This window comes from Vibrio sp. E150_011, from assembly GCF_053544015.1.
On the sequence record NZ_JBHFOL010000007.1, the window covers coordinates 135,394 to 157,088 of the forward strand.

Genomic DNA, 21,695 nt, shown 5'->3' on the forward strand with positions numbered 1-21,695 from the left:
TGGAACGTCCTGTTGGCGACTAAACTAATCTTAATATTTGCAAGCGTCAGTTTATAGTGACTATAACCAAAGGTTATGAGCCGCTTAGGTATTATCAGAACACTCCAATTCGATGAGATAACACATGAATCCAGCACAACAGAAAATCGGCGAACTTATCACCCGTATTGAGCAAGATGTCGTGGGTCAACACCACGTTGTGAAGGCTTTAGTGCTGGGGCTGCTAACGAATGGACACATATTATTAGAAGGATTGCCGGGGACAGCGAAAACACGTTCGGTAAAAGCGTTAGCGAATACGCTAAATGCAGATTTTGGTCGTATTCAATTTACGCCAGATCTATTACCTTCAGATGTGACGGGTACCGAAATTTATCAAGAATTTGAAGGCAAGCCTCAACTCACATTTCAGCGTGGTCCCATTTTCAATAACATCGTGTTAGCGGATGAAATTAACCGCGCTCCGGCTAAGGTTCAGGCAGCGTTGCTAGAGGCCATGGCGGAGTCAACGGTCACTGTTGGTGAACAAACGCACGTTCTTCCTGAGCTATTTATGGTCCTTGCGACCCAAAACCCAGTGGAACAAGAGGGAACGTATCCATTACCAGAAGCACAAATGGACCGTTTCATCATGAAAGTGGATGTGGACTACCCAGAAGACGATGCTGAGTTAGCGATTATTCGACTCGTCAGGGCTGAAGAAGAACAAACCTGCAAGCCAGATCTTGATGATGGACAAGCATTGACCATTGACCCGGCCGTTATCCTTCAAGCCCGTCGCGAGCTTCCAAGTATTGTTGTCTCCGAACTTGTGGAGCGATACATTGTCGCGCTGGTGATGGCGACGAGAAAACCAGAGCGATACGCAGACACTAAATTAGCTGATTGGATTGCGGTTGGCGCCAGCCCAAGAGCATCAATCGCGCTCGACAAATGCGCACGAGCCAATGCGTGGCTAGAAGGGCGGGATTATGTTCTTCCTGATGACGTCAGAGCAATGGCCTCTATGGTTTTAGGGCACCGCTTTAGCTTGTCTTATGATGCGTTAGCCGATGGAATTACCCACCAAACGGTTGTGGACACGTTGCTTGATTCTGTCGAAATTGGCTAAAAGGGGCGTTCAATATGATGATCCCACCAACCCCGCCAGTACCACAGAGCATCGACGCAAGAATCCACTGTGATTATGCACAACTCGTGCGCTTGCAGTCACAGTCTCAATCCTTCCACTTGTTGCCAAACCTGAAAGCGGGCAGTGCCTTATCGGGACGGCATCATTCCCTTTTTCGGGGACGAGGGTTGAATTTCGAAGAGTTGCGCCATTACCAACTGGGTGATGATATTCGGAATTTGGACTGGAAAGTGACCATGCGAACCGGTAAACCTCATGTGCGTACGTACACGGAGGAGAAAGACCGCGACGTCATGATCGTTGTCGATCAACGTAGTGCCATGTTTTTTTCGTCGGTTGAAGTGATGAAGTCGGTCGTTGCAGCGGAAATCGCCGCGTTATGCGCATGGCGCGTGCTCAAAGACAGCGATCGGGTAGGTTTTTTGATTGCCGATCATCGTGCGTTGAGTTGGAGCAAATCGAAGCGTTCACAAAATGATGTTCTTGCTCAACTGAAAAAGCTGGCGAAAGCAAACCAAGAACTGAATGTGTCGACTGTGGATCAAAATGGCACCAGTTTTGACGATATCGTTCAATTATTGCTTCGCTTAAAGTTGAGGTCTACCACGCTTATTATTATCAGTGATTGGAGTGATGCTAGCGAGCAAAATCTGTCTCACTTGACCCGAATGCAGCAGCATAACGATGTGCTCGCGATCATGGTTTCAGACCATTTAGAGCAACAACTTCCCAGCGGCATGTCTGAACATGGTTGGGTCATGGGAAATGGGCAGCAGCAACTCAGTATTCAAAATGAGTCGATGTTGGCTTCTGTGAACCGTCAGCTCACTCTCAATATAGAATCTAAACGTGAGCAGCTTTCGAAACTGATGCGCCGGAATCGTATTCCTCTTGTGGAAGTCGATACGTCAGGCACACATTTGGCGCAGTTTAAGAAAATGATAGGGGGTAGTTGATGACTGAACATCGGCCTCCCAGTACGTACATTTTACGCGAACTTATTGATATCGATGTACCAGTGCCCGTGAGCTGGGTACCTCAAACAGTAGGATGGAAAATAGTCGCCGCTTTACTGTTTGCGCTTCTAATGTGGGCGGGGTATCGCTGGATAAATCGCTGGTGGAACAATCGTTATCGAAACGAAGCCATTCATGAGTTGGTTCGTATTAACTTGAGCAGTTCTCTCGCAGAATACCACCTCTTTTTAGTGACGAAAACGGTGTTGCGCTACTTAGATTCAAGATTAGCTAACGCTTTTGGGCAGCAGTTCTTATGCGCTTTAGACGACTTTGGCTCATCTAAGACGAGGCCACTGTCGACCGAACTCGGTGTGGCTTGGATGGATAGCTTAGTCACCCCAAATTTTGAATTATCTCTCGAACAGAAACAAGCATTGGTAACAGAGTTAACCTTATGGATTAAGCATCATCAGTCCGGAGGTGATCATGTCGTTAGCTAGTTTTGGATTGCTTAACATCGAAGTCGGTAATATGCAGCTCAGTAGTTTGGAGTTTGTTCACCCGATGTGGTTGCTGGCTCTGCCATTGCCATGGCTTATTTATAAATTAATTCCTGCGTACCGTACAAAGAAGCAAGCCACAAAAGTCCCGTTTTTTAGCGTGTTAGTTGAAGCTATTGGTGAGCCGCCTAGTGATGGTGCACATCAATTAAAAGCACGCTGGTGGCAGCGCTTTGTGTTAATCAGCGCTTGGCTTTTAGTGATTTTGGCACTGACGAAACCGATGGTGTTGGGTGAACCACAAACACGCGAACGCTATGGACGAGATATTATGGTCGTACTTGACCTTTCTGGCTCAATGGCAGAGAAAGACTTTGTTTCTTCAAGTGGTAAGAGTGTCAATCGCCTTGATGCGGCCAAACAAGTGCTTAATGAGTTTGTTGATCAACGAGAAAGCGATCGGTTAGGCATGATCTTGTTTGGTGACGCCGCATTTGTTCAGGCCCCTTTTACCGCTGACCATACAGTTTGGAAAGCATTGCTATCAGAAACTGAGGTGGCGATGGCTGGCCCGAGTACGTTACTTGGTGATGCTATTGGTTTAGCTATCAAAATGTTTGAGATTCAAGCCCCCGGATCTAACGCGGCAGAGCATAATGCTAGGGAGAAAGTGGTCATCGTGCTGACTGATGGCAATGATACCGGTAGTTTTGTTGCTCCAATTGACGCGGCTAAGGTTGCCGCCGTCAAAGGTGTCCGTATTCACATGATAGCAATGGGCAATCCACAAACGGTGGGAGAACAAGCGCTGGATATGGACACCATCAATCGAGTCGCAAGTGAAACGGGTGGGGAATCGTTTGAGGCGCTCGATCGTGATGCTTTACTGCGGGCATATCAAGTCATCTCTGATCTCGAACCCACGCTGTACGAAAGTACGACTTATCGTCCTAAGCAGAGCATTCATCATTATTTGGTGTCACTGGTTATTATTATTGTTTTGTTGGCATTCGTTATTGCTAGCGTTCTACGTGTGTTGACGAAAAAGGCAACATCGCGCGTTACACCTAATGCAGTAATAGGAGCAAATGCGGTAATAGGAGCTAATACTCGGGTAGAAGATGCACTAGCAGGAATGAGTACATCTGCAGGAGCGAGTACGCCTGTCGCTGATAGTACGAATGATCAGTCGGAGAAGAGTCATGATTGATATTCATTGGTTAGAACAATTCATCGCCCAGTTTCATTTTATTCGACCGATATGGCTAATCGCGTTTGTCCCTATGTTCGTGGTGTTTTACTTACGCTGGAAATGGGAATCCTCATCGAACGACAATAGTTTTTTGCCGGCTCATCTGGAGAAAGCGCTCACCATTCAATCACAAGGGTGGAAAAACCAGCTGCCTTTGAAAATGTTGATACTTGGAGTCAGTTTATTGATTGTCGTGGCATCGGGGCCAACATGGCAACGTGAAGCGTCGCCTTTTGGTGAGGACAAAGCATCACTTGTTATTGTACTGGACGTTAGCGAAAGTATGCTACAACAGGACATTGCACCTAATCGGCTTGAGCGAGCGAAACAGAAAATTCAAGATTTATTGGACGCTCGACACGGTGGTCGAACCGGACTTATTGTTTACGCAGGTTCGGCTCATATAGCGATGCCTACCACTCAGGATAATCGAGTGTTTGCCCCATTTCTGTCTGCGATCAGTCCTGAAATCATGCCTGTAGCGGGAAAATCGGCAGAGCAAACTCTGCCATTGATTCAGCAACAACTGGATGGTCAACCAGGGAGTTCAGTGTTGCTGATCTCTGATGGCGCAACCCCAGGTGCCGTCAGTGCCTTTGAACATGCATTTTCTCAATCTCCGACACAACTTCTAACCTTAGCTATGGGAAATCGTGACGTTGTCACTCAAAGCCCTTTGGACCTCAATTCATTGCAACAACTGGCAAGCAGTGCGAACGGACAAGCCCTTGAAGCCACCATTGATGACCAAGACATCAAGGCTTTAACACGTTATATCGACACTCACATGGAGATGAATGGTGAGTCAGCGATGCCGTGGAAAGATATGGGCTATGGATTATTGGTTCCCATTGCATTGATGTTGTTACTTTGGTTTAGAAAAGGTTGGTTAGTGCAATGGTGTTTGGTCATGACGTTTGCATTACCTGCAATGAAGCCGACTAGTGCATGGGCGGATGATGAGAGGGCTCTGAATGGTCAACAAAGTGCGCAGCTCGAAGCCAATTCTCAAGGTAATACAGAACAAATGGACACGATATTACCGAAGAAAACACTAGGGGATTCCGCGTATCAGTGGTGGATGGACTTGTGGTTTACACCCGATCAACAAGGACAAAGGTTGTTCGATGAGCAAAGGTACTTAGAGGCAGCACAGCATTACACTGACCCCAAGTATAAGGGCGTAGCTTATTATTACGCGATGGAGTACCCATTGGCCCATAGTGAGTTTCTCAAAATGGACAGTGACCTTGGTGATTATTATGCCGCCTCTGCGCTTGCTCGTCAGAGAGAATACATCGCTGCGCGAAACATGTTGCGCGCCATTTTGGAATCCGACTCGTTGTCGGATTATTTAAAGCCAGAGGTTCAGCAAAACTTATCGGTGATTGAGGGCATCATTGGTGAAATTAATCGGGTAAGTGAAAGCCAAACCAACACAACAGAAAGCATGGAAGAGTCAATTGAGCTTGGTGATAACCCTCAAACAGCGGAAGGCGCAGAAGAAATTACGAATCAGGAGTTGATGAAAAAGGAAACTCTCAACGCCAATGAGATCCTGGGAAGCGAAGCCTTGGCCGACAAGTGGTTAAAACGTGTCGAAGCAGACCCTAAGCAATTTCTGCGTGCTAAATTTCAGATTCAATACCTAAATCAGCAAGCAATAGGAGCGAAAAATGAATCTTAAGTCGTTACTATTCTCACTAGTCATCGTTTTTTATTCTTTTGTTCATGCTTCTGCATTCGCGAGCGTTTCAGTCACTAAAAGTAATAATACAGGCACGACGAATCCTGTTGCTGAAATGTCAGTATGGCTAGGTTCTGATAGAGAGGAAAAAGACCCTACCTTCACAACCAATGAACAAGTGGTATTGTCAATAGAAGTGGCCACACCTCGTTGGTTTAGCGGTGGTACCCGAATTGGCAGCATAGAGGTTCCCAATTTGATTGCCATGCAACGCAATCCAATGGGAATTAATGGTACTGAGCGAAGAAATGGTCAGACATGGTCAACACAACGTTGGGAAGTGACCTTGTACCCACAAGCCTCTGGAAAGCTAGTAATACCACCAATAGCGGTGAAGGTGCAGGTATCAACAGAGAATAAAGGCAGTGTACCGATTACCTTTTATACTAAACCGATGTCGTTTGATGTCCATATGCCAAGTGGTCACCTGTCATCACAACAGGCATGGTTGTCAGCGTCTGATATGACACTTGAACAACACTGGGAATTATCGAATACCGAGCTTAAAGCTGGCGATACGATCACACGAACTGTGACGTTAAATGCGAGTGATACCTTGTCTATCCTCATGCCTAATCTTATTCATAATGTCGCCAGTGAGCGCTATCAGACTTATTCGAAACCACCGGTGTTAACCGACACGCACGAGCGAGGCGATTACGCGGCTGAGCGTATAGAACAATCGACCTATGTGTTGCAAAATGGTGGTGAGGTCATTTTACCTCCTATTGAAATCAAATGGTGGAACACGGACAAGGAAGTGTTAGAAACGGTGATGCTCGAAGGGAAGGTCATTCATGTTGACCACACCTTTGCATCGTTTATGAGCAGCTATCAACAGGCTATCATTCGCCTAATGATAGCCTTGATGGTAATCATTATATCCAGCGTGTTTATTTACCAACGTGTTCGTAAGAATAGTTTGCCAGAGGTTGTGTCTATGCTTTTGGCGTTGAAAATGAGCCGTTTTGCAAGAGTGCGCCTGTTGACGTACCGACGTCTGCGAAATAAACAAGGAAAGGTTGAGTTATCACTCGTATCTAAAGAAAAAGAGTGGCTGGAACGGTCTCGAAAATGGCAAAATGGCAGTGAAAATAAACGCTTATATTTCCGAGTTTGGCGAAAGATCAACGCAAATCAAACAAGTAAACATAATGAGCCAAGGACATCTGCGTTTGGTGCCTTCATGGCTTGGCTTATTCCACCAGCATTGTCATTTCCGAATAAGCCACGGTTAAAAGACCCTAAAGTTGGTCTATCGGAAGACAAACGAAACTGAACAAGATACTAAATTTGACAACCACCACATTGCAATAGAGTGGCGTGGTTATGGATGGCTATGAAAAATACAGAACTGAATCTTATTCCTATTTTTGTCGCAATTTATGAAGAAAGCAATCTCACTAAAGCCGCTAATAGAATGGATATTAGCCAACCAGCAGTAAGCAAAGCTTTAGCAAAACTGCGTGATATTTACGACGATCCTTTGTTCCACCGAACCGCTTCTGGTGTGGAACCGACTCCGTTCGCCAGCGATATTTATCCGGCACTGGCGGCAGCATTGAAGAACTACACGTCGACCCTGTCGGCATCAAGAGGATTTAATCCGAAGAAATCGAAACGCATTTTTTCAATTGCTAGTGTGTCTCCGGCAAGCTTTAACCTTATACCCAATGTCATGAAGCTTATTAGTGCGGTAGCTCCGGATATCTTTTTAGAGGTCCACTTACTGTTTACGGAAGATTATGAATCCGACCTACGTTTACAGCGGTACGATCTCATCATCGATATGACTCCTAAAGGCAGGACGTCACTAAAATATGAGCGTCTTTATAATGAGTATTTACAAGTCGTGTGCAGTCAAGACCATCCACGGATTGGGGATACTATTGATATCAAAGAATTTTTAAATGAAGAACATGTTGTTGTATCACGTTGGCATACTCGACGCAGTTTGCTCGAAGTGGGTGACTTTGATGAGCTTCATAATAGGCGAGTTGTGTATCGCGCGGCCGGTGCAGTAGAAATGTTACCAGTCATTCAAGAAACTGAATATATTGGTATTCTTCCAGAAGCAACGATTGAGGAGTTTTCGTCAAAATACAACGTTAAGGGCATACCTTTACCGTTTGAGTTACCGGACGTCGGGCTTTGTATGATTTGGCACCCTAGCCGAACCAACGAAAGTGGGCACAGGTGGCTACGTAACAAATTTAGAAAAGCAGCAAAAATGAGAAAAAATAGAGACAGTTAATGTACCTTAAAAACAATAACTTAAAGCATAAAGCATAAAGCATAAAGCATGAAGTAAGGTGAACAGTCACGAACGCTAGTCACTCACAGGCAAATGCACGTAATGAAAGATTAAATAGTGAATACACAACCTTTGTTGCCTTGGATGACTGTTATTGTTCCAATAAATAAGGTGCTCATGCTCGAGATGGGCACCTTATTACCGTTTTAATCGCTATCTTTTGCAAGACGTAATCCAATGTCTGACATGATGATCGATTGACTGGCGAAATCGCGTTTAAAGTTCTCAGAATCCTTTTCTGGATAGGAAAAGCTGCCGCCGCGTAGAGATTTATGGGCGAGTTTTATATCCGTATCCTGTGCATTGTTGGGGTTATCTGTTGGGCCGTAACGATAAAACGTATCATCAAACGCATCCATGACAAATTCACCCACGTTGCCAGTCATGTCGTATAACCCAAGTTCATTAGGCGCTTTTAATCCAACTGGGTGGGCTTGATTTTTTGAGTTCCCCGCGTACCACGCGACGTCTTCAATATTGTTTGAGCCGCTATAAAGGTAACCTTGACTTAGATTGCCACCACTGGCTGCAAACTCCCATTCCGCTTCAGTAGGCAGCCGATATTCTTCGCCAGTCAGTTCGTTTAAGCGTTGGATAAAATAATTGGCTTGTTGCCAACTGAGATTGTTGACGGGGATTTGATCGCCTGCAAAATAGCTCATTGATGAACCCATGACGGATTCGAACAATGCTTGAGTCACTTCAAATTTTGAAATATAGAAGCTATTGACGGAAACCGTTCTTGATGGTTGCTCTGCTTTTGATGCGTTTTCTTGGTCTGAACCCATGGTAAACGCGCCGCCTTCGACTAAAACGAGGTCATCGTTAATTTGCTGTGCGATAGGATGCGTTGTTTGTGTCCCACACCCTGCTAACACAAGCGTTAAGGTCAGTGCGCAGTACTTGCTTAGTGTCGATTTGGTCCGTTTCAGTGGATTGAATCTTGATTGACATTGCTCATGCTGACCTAAAGGTATTTGACCCAATGTAACTTGATGTTGCTGTGTTTTATTTGAAGCCGCCATCACAGAATGTTCTCCAGTCTTTGTGGACACACAGAGTATCGGGTTTGGTCATTCCATTTGGTTATAAAGGGTATAACGAGCAAATGGAAGTGCTCAGAATTATGATGGTGACTACTCATTAATTTCAGGTGTTTTTAGTATGCATATCAGTCAAGGCCCTCAGTTTAACGGCAAAGCATCGAAGCGTTTACATGCAATGGCTAAGCCAATTGGCGCAGCATGTAATATCGACTGTACTTACTGTTATTACTTAAGCAAACAGGACTTGCTGGAATACAAAAAAGGATGCTCTCCGAGGATGGACGATGAGACGTTAGAAACGTACATTCGCCAGTACATCGAAGGTCAAAATACACCTGAAATTATATTCTCGTGGCAAGGCGGTGAGCCGACCATGTTGGGGTTAGATTATTTTGAAAAAATTGTTGGATTACAGGCAAAGTATCAACCGCAAGGCATCATTATTTCTAACGACTTACAAACGAATGGCACACTACTGAACGATGACTGGTGCGAATTTTTAGCTAAGCATCAGTTCTTGGTTGGTCTGAGCATAGATGGGCCAGAACTGCTGCATAATACTTATCGCACCAATCGAGCTGGACGCGGTACATTCCGACAGGTTATGAACGCCGTTGAGTTACTTCACAAACATAACGTGAAGTTTGCAACATTAACCTGTGTAAATAACTTAACCAGTCAGAACCCTCTTGAGGTATACCGCTTCTTGCGAGATGTCGTTAAATCGCCGCAAATGCAGTTTATTCCAATTGTTGAACAAAAAACATTCCGTACTACCGCACCACAGACTTGGGATGCTAACGACCAATTAAAGCAAGGGGATAAGCGACTGATCCCAGGACACAAAGATTCAGTTGTAGAGCCTTGGTGTGTCTCTGATCACGCGTGGGGCAATTTTCTTATTGCTGTGTTTAATGAATGGATTCAACACGATATTGGTAAGGTGTTTGTTCAATATTTTGAAGCAAGCGTCGAAACGTGGACAGGACGTCCTAACCCATTGTGCACACTGAATGAATTGTGCGGCAAGGGGTTAGCGATGGAACCAAATGGCGACGTCTATGCATGTGACCATTATGTGTATCCAGAATATAAAGCTGGCAATATTCATCATCAGAAGTTGGATGATATGGCTTACAGCCCGACCCAGCAAAAATTTGGGTTCGCGAAGTCACGAACATTAACCAGTCAGTGCCAAACCTGTGACTATAAGTTTGCTTGTCATGGGGAATGCCCCAAAAATCGATTTATCCGAACAAAATCTGGCGAGCCGGGCTTAAATTATTTATGCGCTGGTTGGCATAAATTCTTTGCTCATGCGGATAAGGCATTGGCCTACATTTTGCGCGCGGCAGGGCACCCAGTTGTACATGGTAAGTTCAACGATGAAGTGTTGAAGAAACAGCGATTAGATGCCTTGTCAGCTCGTACCCATAGCAGCCCAGTTATTTCATACAGTACTAAGCTTTAGGATTGAAAATGATGAATAAATCGCTATCTACTACCGCTCGTTCAGTGGCCTCTGTCGCCATTTTGTCGGCGACCATCGCTTCAACCGCATTTTTTCCTGCGTCTGGCTTTGCTGCGGAAATGGGTTCTGCGGACTCAAACAATCCGCCAGTAACGACGAGCATCGAACAACAGCTTAGCCAATTGTCTTATACCGCGCAAAACGTTAATGAGTCACCAGAAGTACGTGCCAATGCCTTGAGGGAGTTAGCGAATTACCCAAGTCAGAATGCACTTGTTGCCGTTGCTAGAGGGCTAAAAGACTCTGAGTTTGTCGTACGAGAAGCGGCTATTGTTGGCGCAGAACCCTATCCACTTGAACATCGCTGGCGTATGGTTGCACCGCTATTGAATGATGCACACGAATCGGTTCGAACAACCGCTGCCGCCAGTTTGGTTCGAGATTATGATAACGTAACACCGGAACAACAAAAGCAACTTGAACTGCCAATCGCGGAGTTAAAAGATTACTTAGGCGGCAAAAGTGATTTTGCCTCTCAGCTTCTGCTTGCTGATGTCCTTCGTTGGAACAATGAATGGTCAATGGCCGATAAGAAGTATCAAACACTGCTTATCAAACATTCAGATAATCCACAGATATGGCTTAATATCGCCGATAACTACCGTGCACAAAATCAAGATCAACTTGCGATTGAAACCTTAGATACCGCGATAGATGTTAATCCAGATACGGCGTCTCTGCATTACTCAAAATCATTGACATTGGTTCGCATGGAGCAAAAAGAAAAGGCCGCAAGCGAAATAGAAAAAGCCGCAAAGCTTGCCAAGGACAACAGTTATTACTGGTATTTAAACGGTGTCTTGCAAGAGCCACTTGATGTCGATAAATCGACTCAGTCATTTGAAAAAGCTTACCTGATTTCCGGTGCGCCAGAACAACTATACGCCGTCTGTGATATTTATGTGCGTTATGGTAATGACAATGCAAGTCAATGCTTAGATGAGCTCGGAAAAATCGCACCAGCGTATGTTATTGAAGAATTAAAGGCTAAGTTGGTTACCAAAGGGTAAGTTTAATTAATACACAAGAAAAACCCCAATAGTCAAATCGTTGGCTATTGGGGTTTTTCTTGTGCAGTGTGGTTTGAGCATTACTGTTTGTACTGAGTCCACGATTTAGCGTCAAAACTATAAAATTGCTGTCCGTTGATTTCTAGCATGGTGGTACCCGAGTTTTGTGATACTACAGGGGTCTCAGGCAAACCAGAAACAAGTGATGTCAATGTTGTCGTATCCCCGTCGTATACACCACTAGAGGCAACATTAGCAATAAAATCGGAAAGCGCTAAAAAGCTAACAGGCGCAGTTACTTCCACTTGTTTTTTATTATCTAATGCGGCGTCACCAAAGAACTTAACTCCAACCGGAATGGAGGTAATCGCTTTGGTCGGAATTTCGCGCATTCCTGATATTTGCATTCGATCCCCACGAACAGCGGCACCATGCTCTGGCAGAATGACCACCATAATGTTTCGACCACTCGCGTCAAGATTGTTGAAAAACTGCAATAAATCGTCAAGCAGTATTGATTGCTGCCTTTTATAGGTCACTAAGCGAGAGCCCGACTGGCCAACAACACGATTCCCATCGTGGATGCTAATTGTGTTGTAGAGGCTGACCGTAGGTTTAGTGTGCTCGATTTCACTCCATGTTTTCAAAACCTCTTTATCCCGATATATCTTAGTACCGTCAAAGGCGTACTGAGAGGGCTGTAATGCATCAATATCTACTGCAGCAGTAAACGGACCTATATTGCTGGCAATATGCTTGTTGAAACCATCAAACTTACCGTCGTGATTCATCAATATTTCTTTTTCAAAACCTAAGCGATGAAGTTGGTCGAACAACGAGCATTGTTTCGTGAGAGTGCTGTCAAAAAGCTTAGCATGATCTTGTTGTCCACAATTCGCACGCAACACGCGCAAAACCGCTGGGCCACTGTAGGATGTTGCAGAATTAAAGTTTTTAAAGACAATATCGAGTTGGTCAAATAGGGGGTGGTCTTTATTGCCGCTGTACTCCAAGTCATCCCATGCCAAAGAGCAGATATTAATAAACAAGATATCGTAGTTTGGTTTGTGATTTTCAATCGTAGACAGTGTTGATGTTAGATTTTGTTGTTGGTCAAAAAAGTTAGATACGTAGCGATTTAAGCCTTCAGAAGACGTGTCGACCTCAGCGTTGATATCGTTCATCTGGGTAGGCTTGGTTACTTGTGTTGAAGGGGGTTGCATGTCATTTACGGCAGCGCTTGGTGCTGACGAGGTTTGCCAAAAGTAAGAGGGCATTGATGACACGATCATTGCGACGACAACAAACGTAGATAACCGGAAAACTTGGTTGAGGTAAAGGTAACCTACAATGCTAAGCGCGAGAAGAAGAACAAAGTCGAATGATATAAAGTCGGTGGCCAATGCAAGTAAGTAACTACGATCAAATTGACTAACCAGCGCCCATTGACTTGTAAGGCGCTCTATTGGTGGCAGGAATGAGTCATGGTGTAACAGCAGCAAGGCTATAATAGCTGCGAAGAAATGACGCATTCGGTTTAACCATTTATTCCCTATCGGGATCATGACAAAGGCTAAAAAAGCAAAATTGTAGGTTGGGTCGAAGCCAAGAGTGTCATCCCAGAATAGCATTACTTTTATGGAAAAGTAGATGGTCCACCAGCCAAGGTACCAGGTGTGAAGGCGAGAATTTTTCATAATCAGAACTTAGTTTTTTTTAGGTATCTAGGACGTTTAAAAAGAAAGTTAAACAACGCGTGGAATAACTTAAATAATGTTGGCACAAGGAAACTAATCGCCACCCCAAAACAGGTAAAGAATAGAGCGACAATAAAAAAATCATTAATGTTCATAGACTATCCCAAGTCACCTTCTTTGCTGTTTTTGTTTTAGGCTCAGACAAAGGTTCAGGTGTGGGGTAATCATTTGATGACCGGCTTGAACTTGTTGTGCTGAGTGGCGCTAATCTATGTGTGATTTTATCTGGTTCTACAAACGTATTGATTTCAATAAAAAGATCATTGATGGACAGGCTAAACACGTTGGTCAATGCCTGAGAAACTTCGTAAAGTCTAAGCGAACTAAAGAAGATGAAGAATTTACCATCATGCGTTGCCGCGATATCCCCTTTACGTTTTAATTGGCAGTAACTTATCACTTCATCCATTAAGACCGAAGAGAACGGTATCAATTCAACCAATGCAAATTCTAGTTGAGAGTCTTTGATCGTTTCAACGACGTCTAATGTGGTGCGGCTAAAAGTGTCGAAGGATTGAATTCCTGACATTGAAAGTGGACTTTGGAAGTATTTCGATAGCGAATCAAATGATAGGGAACCTTCATCCATGGTGGTATGTGAAGCTAAACGAATTTGGTCGAACAGGATAGAGTCAGTTCGATCGTGTTCTACAATCGCTTGCGCTCCTGCACTTAATAACATGTGGAAGTCGTTATACCGAATACAAGGGACAGACTCTTTTACAATGACTTTAAGGTTACGGCCATATTTTTGTTTGAAAGAAAAAACGTGTTTAGAGACGCGGGAGATATCATGGAATCCTCGACAATTAAAGACAACAACGGCTTCCTGTGAGCGATCAAGCTCGTCAGCAACATTCTGTGAAAAAGAGAAAGAATGAAAATTATGTGCTGCGACAAATGAAGAAGACGCTGCGGACTCTTCAATAAATGTAGGTAAGAATTCATTTTGTATGTAATCAGAGTTAGATTGATTTAATTTGAACACTTTATTACCAAGAGAGATATTGCCTGCACGGTAACTGATCATCTTTGAGTATATATCATCTTGAAGGTGGGTAATATTGCCAATATAATAGGTTGGAGATGAAATAAAAGGAAATAAAATATTTCGAATGTAAGAATCATCTGAATTAACAATGATAACGGTAATCTGAATAAATAATGAAAAGCTATGCGTAATTATTAACTCTAGCTCTTTGCTTGTTAACTCATTTTGATCGAGAAGAACGACGACATGTTGGTCATTACGTACCGTTACTCGGGATAAATCAATCAAAAAGTCAGAGGTAACTAACGTATCATGTGATAAGTAAATGTCTGAAAACATGTCATTTAAAGCACTTTTTATTCGAGATGTCTTTTCAGGATTTTGATTAAGGCTAGGCAGTATTGATTCTTTGTTTAAGTTAGATAGCAGTAGCGAAAATCGATTAACAAATAAGGGTATTTGAAACTGTTTAATTGCAAGTGAGTGCATGTCTTCCCATGAATCGATGCCGATAACTTGTTGAATCATTGTAAATTGCTACCTAAAGGGATGTCGTCTTGTTAAAAACAGTGTACTATGCAGCATCCTTATTAACAAATATATTCAGAGTGTAAATGTCTAAGGCGTTATCAGATGTTTCGCAAGTTTTTAAATCATATGGATTGAAATGCGATTCTTATAAAGATCTAGAAAAAGATTATGAATTACAAATGACGTATCAAAAATGGCAGCTTTTGGTACACAAAAAGACTAACGACAGTGTGACGGCGACAAGTGAGAAGCTTGTTAGTGCGAACGACTAACCGTGGCTTTAATCTCAGTTCAATCGGTAAATAGTGGTGCGGGAGCCAACACCGTGGCGGCAAATATGGCGGCTGCGTACACGTCTCGTGGAAAAAAGGTTGTTCTGATTGAATTAGACAATCGAAATGTTTTAGGGTGTTGGTTCGGTAAACATACCCTTGATGATGACGGGTGGGCGAATGCGCATTCAAATGGAAAGTCGTGGAAAGATGCGATCTTCATGAGCCCTGGAGGGACATGTTTTATACCGTTTGGAGATGCTCATCTAGACATTGAAATAATGATTAATGTTCTAAGTAAAATGTGCCAAACCGCTTCATTAAAATTTGATTACATTATTGTACTACTCCCAAATAATCTTAAAATCGAAGATTATGGTGTCAGTGTTGACCTAGCTTTGAAGGTTGTTAATCCTACACCGCTATCAGTTACGATGCTTTCTAAACTGCTCAACAACAACCCCGCTACGGAAAATACTCGATTTGTCCTGAACGCTTGTCGTCATGACGTTGGCTTGTCCCGGGAGCTAGTTTTAGTTCTAGAAAAGATGCTAGGAGATAAACTGTTATCGTCTTACCTATACTTTGACATTGCAGTACAAGAGACATTTGCGGAGCTGTCCAATGTAATCGTTTCTGCTCTCTATTCCCAAAGCCATATTGAATTTAAACAATTGGCGACGGTGACCCTATCGTACTTGGAACAAAAGCAACAGCAGGGTCGTTAAGATGAATGTCGTTAAATTATTCATTTCGCCGTCTCTGTATCGAGACTTTTCGAATTCCATAAATACCCCGGAATACTCCCTTAGCACTCGTCATTTTTTCTTATTCATACTGTATTTGCTTACCAGAGCCTTTCTTCGTCATCCGTTAGATTTGAAGGCATGGAACCATTATTTTCCACAAATTGAGTTTGATCACTTCTCGTATGGCGATAATATTCGAATTGTCATTCAACTGCTTTGGATCTGCTTAGTAAAGCAAAATTTCCATTTAGATAGTTGGTTGTTGGTTCGTCATTTATGTTTTTTAAAATCGATGCTTCGATACGGCGCGCAGTGGTTCCGTAAGATTAGTTCTATAGCGGTCAGTTCTTTGGATTCAAAGCTTGAAGATGTAGGTTCAGAAAAATACTCCAATAGGATCCTCCCGGATCCGCTTCTGTATGGTATTTTATTCGTCCTAACGCTGCTCTGTTTAACCGTTCCATTCTCAATTGCTGCACAGGCGTTCTTTGTTGGTGCGTTAGCGTTAGTCGCGTTTTCAATTCGAGGAGTGGAAGGTAGACTGCCAAACTTACTCCTCATTGTACTCTCCCTGATTGCGTCATGTCGTTATATTTGGTGGCGCTATACGTCAACGATTAACTGGGATAAAGACCTCGACCTAATATTGGGCCTAATACTACTAATGGCTGAAACCTATTCGTGGTTGGTGCTCCTTCTCAGCTACTTTCAGTCTATTTGGCCACTTAACAGGAAACCCGTGTTACTGCCAGAGTCAGTGAAGAAGTGGCCATCTATTGATCTCTATATTCCCACCTTCAATGAAGAGTTAGAGGTAGTTCGAGCAACTGTCTTAGCCGCAAGTACAATCGACTGGCCAAAAAACAAACTTAACATCTATATCCTCGACGATGGCAAAAGAGATGATTTTCAAGCCTTTGCTGAGCAGGTTGGCGTTGGCTATATAAGGAGGCCAACAAACGAACATGCGAAAGCTGGGAATTTAAACTACGCATTGAAACACACCAATGGTGAGTACGTTGCAATCTTTGATTGCGACCATATCCCCACGCGAGTTTTTTTTCAGGTGACGATTGGAGCATTTCTCAAAGACGATAAGCTGGCATTGGTTCAAACACCCCATCATTTTTTCTCTCCTGATCCCTTTGAGCGCAACTTATCAAACTTCAGGAAGCTTCCCAACGAAGGCAATCTATTTTATGGATTGATTCAAGATGGTAACGACATGTGGGACGCGACTTTCTTTTGTGGATCCTGTGCAATTTTACGGCGCGGTGCACTTGAGGAAATTGGTGGTGTTGCCGTCGAAACGGTGACTGAAGATGCGCATACCGCGTTAAAGTTGCATCGGTTGGGCTATCGCAGTGCTTACTTGAAAGAACCAATATCCGCTGGACTTGCGACCGATAGTTTGTCGGCGCATATCGGTCAACGGATTCGCTGGGCACGAGGGATGGCGCAAATATTCAGGGTCGATAACCCGCTATTAGGGCGAGGTCTAAAGTGGCAACAAAGATTATGTTACCTCAATGGAATGATGCATTTTTTAAGTGGAATCCCACGGTTGATTTTCATGGTAGCCCCTCTTGCTTTCTTGTTGTTCGATGCATACATAATCTATGCTCCGGCATTGGCTATCGTCCTATTTGTATTACCACATATGTTTCATGCCAGTTTAACCAACTCGAGGATCCAAGGTAAATATCGTCATTCATTTTGGGGAGAGGTATATGAAACGGTTTTAGCTTGGTACATTGCAATCCCAACCACAATTGCGTTAATTGCGCCTAACAAAGGTTCATTTAATGTGACGGAGAAGGGGGGGCTAATACAAAATAGCTTTTTTGACTGGAATATTAGTAAACCGATTATAGCGTTGCTGATACTCAATTTATTGGGGTTTGCCGTTGGTATTCATAGGTTGTTCGACTATGAATTTACCGAAACAGCTACGGTTTTAGTCAACCTATTTTGGACGCTCTATAACCTGTTCGTACTTGGGGTCGCGCTTGCTGTATCGGCGGAAGAAAAACAAGTCCGTCAGACTCATCGAATTGAAGTGGATTATGCGATTTCATTTACGACGACTGATGGCCATCATTACCCCGCACAACTTAAAGATTTTTCGTTTGGAGGGCTGGGCTTTGAAATTCACTCAGAAATAGTGCTGCGGCAAGGTGATAAAGTCAATGTGGCGTTGCAACGCTACGGTATTACGGAATCATTTCTGTGTGAAATTAAGTTTTGTCAAAATGGAACGGTTGGCGCCGAGTTAATGCCGATGACATTGGAAAAAGAAAAACGTTTTATACAATGTACTTTTGCGCGGTCGGACACATGGTCTAAGTGGCAAAAATCGTACGAAGAAGACAAACCTTGGCAGAGTTTAAAGAATATGTGTTTAGTCAGTGTCATGGGTTTTAGAAAAATGGTGGATTACAGCCCTAGAATATTCCAATTGATATATTCAAGGTTAGAAGCACTGGTTTTATTCGGGCTGACTTTCAGGCCTCGATGGGTGTATTAGGAAATGATAATGAGAATGATAAGGACGCTATCGATATTATCGCTGGCAATGATATCCACGGCGTTTGCCGCTGAGTTCAACGAGAAAGTGAACCCTAATATGAGTCTCGAATATACATTCGAAGACATTACAGGTGAGTCTTCTATACAGCTAAAAGGCAATCAAAGCACGGCTTATTTAGGGTTTGGTTCGCGTCTTGATCAAGTGATTACAGGCGGAAACCTTCGGTTAGAGTTTTTGCCATCGCCAGCATTGCGTGCATCCGTATCGCACGTACGAGTGTTTCTTAATAATGAACTGATGGATGTCGTTGAATTTAACAACGCTTCAACGACTAAAAAAGAGATGAAGCAGATTGCCCTTGATGGGCGTTTTTTCAAAAATTATAATCAAATTAAGTTCGAACTTATTGGCCGTATTGATGCTCAATGTAGCGATGGGAGCGATCCTGCGCTTTGGTGGGAATTGAGCTCAGCAAGCTCGATCCAACTTGATGTACAACCATTAGAAATAGCGAATGAGCTTAGTTTGTTACCGGCCCCATTTTTTGATACTCGTGATTTCCACGATGTGTCCATTCCTATGGTCGTACCGCGTGATTTTTCGCTTTCCGGCGTACATTCAGTATCGGTAGTTGCCAACTACTTTGCTAGCCACGTTAAATGGCGTGACATTACTTTTCCAGTTTATGATGATCAATTACCGGACAGGCATGCAATAGTGTTTGCCTCGAACAAAAATAGGCCGCTATTTTTAAAAGACCTGCCTGAAATAACGCGTCCTACCATTCAAATGGTAAGCCATCCCAGGAATCCCCACATTAAGCTGTTGCTCGTGTTGGGCGCTAACGAACAACAGCTGTCTATGGCGGCTAAAGGACTTGCCGCAAGCAATCAATTGATGTCAGGTGAAGTGGCGTATGTGCACGAGCTAAAAAACTTGAAAGCACGGCAGCCATATGATGCGCCCAATTGGCTTCCGACGAACAGAGCTGTCAGGTTGTCTGAGTTGGTTGAGGGGGACTACCAGTTAGAAAGCCAAGGGGTGAACTTATCACCTATTAAAGTTGACTTTACTTTGCCACCTGATTTGTTTACTTGGAACGCGAAGTCGATTCCGATGAAGTTAAATTACCGACATTCTCCTCCTCAAGAGGGGACCAGTAGTTCAAAGTTGAGCGTCGCGGTTAATGAACGATTCGTTAAAGCATTTTCTTTGGATAGCGGGGAAACCAGCAAGGAGCAACGAGTATGGCGAATTCCAGTATTAGGTAGTGAATCATTTTCTGCGCATGAATCGTTAAACGTTCCTGGATTTAAAGCGGCGACCCAAAACACGTTAGGCTTCACTTTTCAATTGGCTCAAAGCACGGCTGCGGAATGTGAAGGAAGCTCTACGTCGATCCAGTATGCCGCCATTGATGGAAATTCGAGCGTCGATTTTTCTGGATTTCCTCACTACATCCAAATGCCAAACAACCAAGTATTTGCTTCATCTGGGTTTCCGTATTCAAGAATGGCAGACCTGTCTGAAACCGCTATCGTCATGTCAGGAGAACCCAGCCCTAAAGAAGTTGAACTATTACTTGATACGGTTGGTTTCATCACCAAAAAGACAGGGTTGCCCGCTTATCAATATAAGTTGATCGATTCGTGGGATACCGCGGTTCTAAATGACAAAGATGTTTTGGTACTAGGCGTTCAGTCTGCAACTCGCTTTGGCTTAAACTCCGATTCTCTTGCTTATGTTAACTCCTCTGAAGACGGACAATTTATGACCGCGACACTCTCATCTGATGAGGGGGCTTTGAATGGGTTTGGAAAACTAGCAGGACGGGCACCAACCGTATCGGCGCACTTGTCGACGCGAGGCGAGTTTGCATCAATGGCAAGCTTTGAGTCACCTATTTCTGCTTTGCGAACCGTCACGGTGTTGTCGGCAAGGAACGAGCAGTCGATTCCGTTGTTGCAATCTGCGTTGAATAAAAACAGTGCTGAATTGGCTGGCTCTGCGGTCGCAATTACCAAGTATGATATCAATAGTTATCAGATTGGTAGCCAGTACTTTGTAGGTTCATTGCCTTTGTTTGACCTTGTGTGGTATCACTTTTCAGATAGACCCGTGATTATGGTCATCGTTGCGTTATTGTTGGTACTTGGCTTCACTTTGTTGATGTGGCGAGTATTGAAGCGCTATGCATCGCGTCGATTAAAGCACTCTTTAGGACACAACGATGAATAAGATCGTCATTTATCTATCTTTGCTGCTCTCTTGTTACTCAGTGTCAGCAGAGCACGACCTGTCTTGGTCAGATTTTAAAGAAGTGTACATTATAGATAATGGTCGGGTTATCGATGGATCTGACCCTCGAAGTATCACAACGTCTGAGGGCCAGTCTTACGCCTTATTTTTTGCTTTGGTTGAAAATGACCGAGCAACATTTGATCTTGTGTACGAGTGGACGCGCCACCATTTAGCCGGTGGCGATCTAACGGCGCGATTACCCTCTTGGTTATGGGGTAAGGGGAATAACGGCTATGAGATTCTAGATACCAACTCCGCTTCCGACTCGGATTTGTGGATAGCTTACACATTACTCGAGGCTGGGAGGCTATGGAAAAGCGACTATTATCAAAATGTAGGTTATTTACTAGCGCAAAGAATCTTAGCTGAAGAGACAATAAGCTTGGTTCCGGGCGTGCGACAACTTGTCCCTGGAAAATACGGATTTGAAGTGGATAAAGCCGTTAAGTTGAATCCAAGTTACGTTCCTATGCCGTTGCTTGCCAAGTTTGTGCACTCATCGACTGATAAGCGTTGGACAGAGTTGTGGAGCGGTTCGAGAGAACTTCTTTTACGCTCTCAAGTATTTGGTGTGAGTCCTGATTGGATACTCTACGACGGTCAAGATTATTACTTTGATAATGAGACTGATGATCAGGGTAGTTACAATGCGATTCGCACCTATATGTGGGCAGGTATGATGCCTAGAACCATGGAAAGTCGAGAGCAGCTACTCAAGACATTGCAGCCGTTTGTTAACCAAATACGAACAGAACAGTCGATACCGTTGACAACCTTTGCGCAATCAGGAAAAAGTCGCGGTAGTGCTCCGGTGGGCTTTACTGCTGCTATGATACCGCTTCTTGTGGCGAATGAAGACGACGAACTTGCCCAGATATTTGCTACTAAAACAAAGCAACAGTTACAGACAAAGCGTGATGATGAATACTATAACAATGTGCTAGCGTGGTTTGGCATGAGTTGGTACAACAAGCGATTCCGGTTTGATGACCATGGTGAGCTTATTCTCCCTTGGGCAAACTCTGAGGCACTGACTCCTGAGGTAAATGAGCAGTGAGGAGGATTCCTTTTAC

Annotated in this window: 16 protein-coding genes; 13 read left to right on the forward strand and 3 right to left on the reverse strand. The window is 43.7% G+C overall.

Features of this window, described 5'->3' with window-relative positions; genetic code table 11:
- The first annotated feature begins 124 nt into the window (after positions 1-124).
- The 7 genes from ACE1OE_RS12995 to ACE1OE_RS13025 are packed head-to-tail and all read left to right on the forward strand — an operon-like array spanning position 125 to position 7,844.
- Complete coding sequence (locus ACE1OE_RS12995) at positions 125-1,111, forward strand: AAA family ATPase (protein WP_372061363.1); 987 nt, start codon at positions 125-127, stop codon at positions 1,109-1,111.
- Positions 1,112-1,125: 14 nt separating this feature from the next.
- Entirely contained in the window at positions 1,126-2,088 is a 963-nt protein-coding gene (locus ACE1OE_RS13000) for a DUF58 domain-containing protein (RefSeq protein ID WP_449211331.1), read from the forward strand.
- Positions 2,088-2,591, forward strand: coding sequence for a DUF4381 domain-containing protein (locus ACE1OE_RS13005; RefSeq protein WP_449211332.1), 504 nt, complete (start codon positions 2,088-2,090; stop codon positions 2,589-2,591). Before ACE1OE_RS13000 ends, ACE1OE_RS13005 begins: the two co-directional genes overlap by 1 nt.
- A complete protein-coding gene (locus tag ACE1OE_RS13010) occupies positions 2,578-3,801 on the forward strand; it encodes a vWA domain-containing protein (RefSeq protein ID WP_449211333.1) in 1,224 nt (407 codons plus the stop codon). Before ACE1OE_RS13005 ends, ACE1OE_RS13010 begins: the two co-directional genes overlap by 14 nt.
- Positions 3,794-5,530 (forward strand): vWA domain-containing protein, encoded by a 1,737-nt coding sequence (locus tag ACE1OE_RS13015; RefSeq protein WP_449211334.1) that lies wholly within the window; start codon positions 3,794-3,796, stop codon positions 5,528-5,530. Before ACE1OE_RS13010 ends, ACE1OE_RS13015 begins: the two co-directional genes overlap by 8 nt.
- The gene (locus ACE1OE_RS13020; RefSeq protein ID WP_449211335.1) at positions 5,520-6,869 is read left to right on the forward strand and encodes a BatD family protein; all 1,350 of its coding nucleotides are present in this window, start codon (positions 5,520-5,522) and stop codon (positions 6,867-6,869) included. Before ACE1OE_RS13015 ends, ACE1OE_RS13020 begins: the two co-directional genes overlap by 11 nt.
- A gap of 60 nt (positions 6,870-6,929) precedes the next feature.
- The gene (locus ACE1OE_RS13025; protein WP_449211336.1) at positions 6,930-7,844 is read left to right on the forward strand and encodes a LysR family transcriptional regulator; all 915 of its coding nucleotides are present in this window, start codon (positions 6,930-6,932) and stop codon (positions 7,842-7,844) included.
- A gap of 206 nt (positions 7,845-8,050) precedes the next feature.
- Here ACE1OE_RS13025 and ACE1OE_RS13030 read toward each other — a convergent pair whose 3' ends face one another.
- On the reverse strand, positions 8,051-8,836 hold the full coding sequence (locus tag ACE1OE_RS13030) for a formylglycine-generating enzyme family protein (protein ID WP_449211387.1): 786 nt from the start codon (positions 8,834-8,836) through the stop codon (positions 8,051-8,053).
- 232 nt (positions 8,837-9,068) lie between these two features.
- Here ACE1OE_RS13030 and ACE1OE_RS13035 point away from each other — a divergent pair, with 232 nt between their 5' ends.
- The gene (locus ACE1OE_RS13035) at positions 9,069-10,421 is read left to right on the forward strand and encodes an anaerobic sulfatase maturase (protein ID WP_449211337.1); all 1,353 of its coding nucleotides are present in this window, start codon (positions 9,069-9,071) and stop codon (positions 10,419-10,421) included.
- Positions 10,422-10,429: 8 nt separating this feature from the next.
- Positions 10,430-11,491: a hypothetical protein gene (locus ACE1OE_RS13040; protein WP_449211338.1), complete on the forward strand. Its 1,062-nt coding sequence runs from the start codon at positions 10,430-10,432 to the stop codon at positions 11,489-11,491.
- Positions 11,492-11,571: 80 nt separating this feature from the next.
- Here the strand turns inward: ACE1OE_RS13040 and bcsG are convergent, their stop codons facing one another.
- Positions 11,572-13,188, reverse strand: coding sequence for a cellulose biosynthesis protein BcsG (gene bcsG, locus ACE1OE_RS13045; protein ID WP_449211339.1), 1,617 nt, complete (start codon positions 13,186-13,188; stop codon positions 11,572-11,574).
- 151 nt (positions 13,189-13,339) lie between these two features.
- Entirely contained in the window at positions 13,340-14,767 is a 1,428-nt protein-coding gene (locus tag ACE1OE_RS13050) for a BcsE family c-di-GMP-binding protein (protein WP_449211340.1), read from the reverse strand.
- 277 nt (positions 14,768-15,044) lie between these two features.
- Here ACE1OE_RS13050 and ACE1OE_RS13055 point away from each other — a divergent pair, with 277 nt between their 5' ends.
- Genes ACE1OE_RS13055 through bcsZ form a run of 4 tightly spaced genes read left to right on the forward strand, consistent with a single transcriptional unit; the run spans position 15,045 to position 21,679 of the window.
- The gene (locus ACE1OE_RS13055) at positions 15,045-15,770 is read left to right on the forward strand and encodes a cellulose synthase operon protein YhjQ/BcsQ (protein WP_449211341.1); all 726 of its coding nucleotides are present in this window, start codon (positions 15,045-15,047) and stop codon (positions 15,768-15,770) included.
- A 1-nt stretch (position 15,771) separates the two neighbouring features.
- Positions 15,772-18,318, forward strand: coding sequence for a UDP-forming cellulose synthase catalytic subunit (gene bcsA, locus ACE1OE_RS13060; protein WP_449211342.1), 2,547 nt, complete (start codon positions 15,772-15,774; stop codon positions 18,316-18,318).
- Between the two features lie 9 nt (positions 18,319-18,327).
- Entirely contained in the window at positions 18,328-20,559 is a 2,232-nt protein-coding gene (bcsB, locus tag ACE1OE_RS13065; RefSeq protein WP_449211343.1) for a cellulose biosynthesis cyclic di-GMP-binding regulatory protein BcsB, read from the forward strand.
- On the forward strand, positions 20,552-21,679 hold the full coding sequence (gene bcsZ, locus ACE1OE_RS13070) for a cellulose synthase complex periplasmic endoglucanase BcsZ (protein WP_449211344.1): 1,128 nt from the start codon (positions 20,552-20,554) through the stop codon (positions 21,677-21,679). The genes bcsB and bcsZ overlap by 8 nt, the downstream gene beginning before the upstream one ends.
- The last annotated feature ends 16 nt before the right edge of the window (positions 21,680-21,695 follow it).

Excerpts from the sequence above, each read along its gene's own strand:
- ACE1OE_RS12995 (WP_372061363.1), top strand. The coding sequence starts at position 125 with ATGAATCCAGCACAACAGAAAATCGGCGAACTTATCACCCGTATTGAG.
- ACE1OE_RS13000 (WP_449211331.1), top strand. The coding sequence starts at position 1,126 with ATGATGATCCCACCAACCCCGCCAGTACCACAGAGCATCGACGCAAGA.
- ACE1OE_RS13005 (WP_449211332.1), top strand. The coding sequence starts at position 2,088 with ATGACTGAACATCGGCCTCCCAGTACGTACATTTTACGCGAACTTATT.
- ACE1OE_RS13010 (WP_449211333.1), top strand. The coding sequence starts at position 2,578 with ATGTCGTTAGCTAGTTTTGGATTGCTTAACATCGAAGTCGGTAATATG.
- ACE1OE_RS13015 (WP_449211334.1), top strand. The coding sequence starts at position 3,794 with ATGATTGATATTCATTGGTTAGAACAATTCATCGCCCAGTTTCATTTT.
- ACE1OE_RS13020 (WP_449211335.1), top strand. The coding sequence starts at position 5,520 with ATGAATCTTAAGTCGTTACTATTCTCACTAGTCATCGTTTTTTATTCT.
- ACE1OE_RS13025 (WP_449211336.1), top strand. The coding sequence starts at position 6,930 with ATGAAAAATACAGAACTGAATCTTATTCCTATTTTTGTCGCAATTTAT.
- ACE1OE_RS13035 (WP_449211337.1), top strand. The coding sequence starts at position 9,069 with ATGCATATCAGTCAAGGCCCTCAGTTTAACGGCAAAGCATCGAAGCGT.
- ACE1OE_RS13040 (WP_449211338.1), top strand. The coding sequence starts at position 10,430 with ATGATGAATAAATCGCTATCTACTACCGCTCGTTCAGTGGCCTCTGTC.
- bcsG (WP_449211339.1), bottom strand. The coding sequence starts at position 13,188 with ATGAAAAATTCTCGCCTTCACACCTGGTACCTTGGCTGGTGGACCATC.
- ACE1OE_RS13050 (WP_449211340.1), bottom strand. The coding sequence starts at position 14,767 with ATGATTCAACAAGTTATCGGCATCGATTCATGGGAAGACATGCACTCA.
- bcsA (WP_449211342.1), top strand. The coding sequence starts at position 15,772 with ATGAATGTCGTTAAATTATTCATTTCGCCGTCTCTGTATCGAGACTTT.
- bcsB (WP_449211343.1), top strand. The coding sequence starts at position 18,328 with ATGAGAATGATAAGGACGCTATCGATATTATCGCTGGCAATGATATCC.
- bcsZ (WP_449211344.1), top strand. The coding sequence starts at position 20,552 with ATGAATAAGATCGTCATTTATCTATCTTTGCTGCTCTCTTGTTACTCA.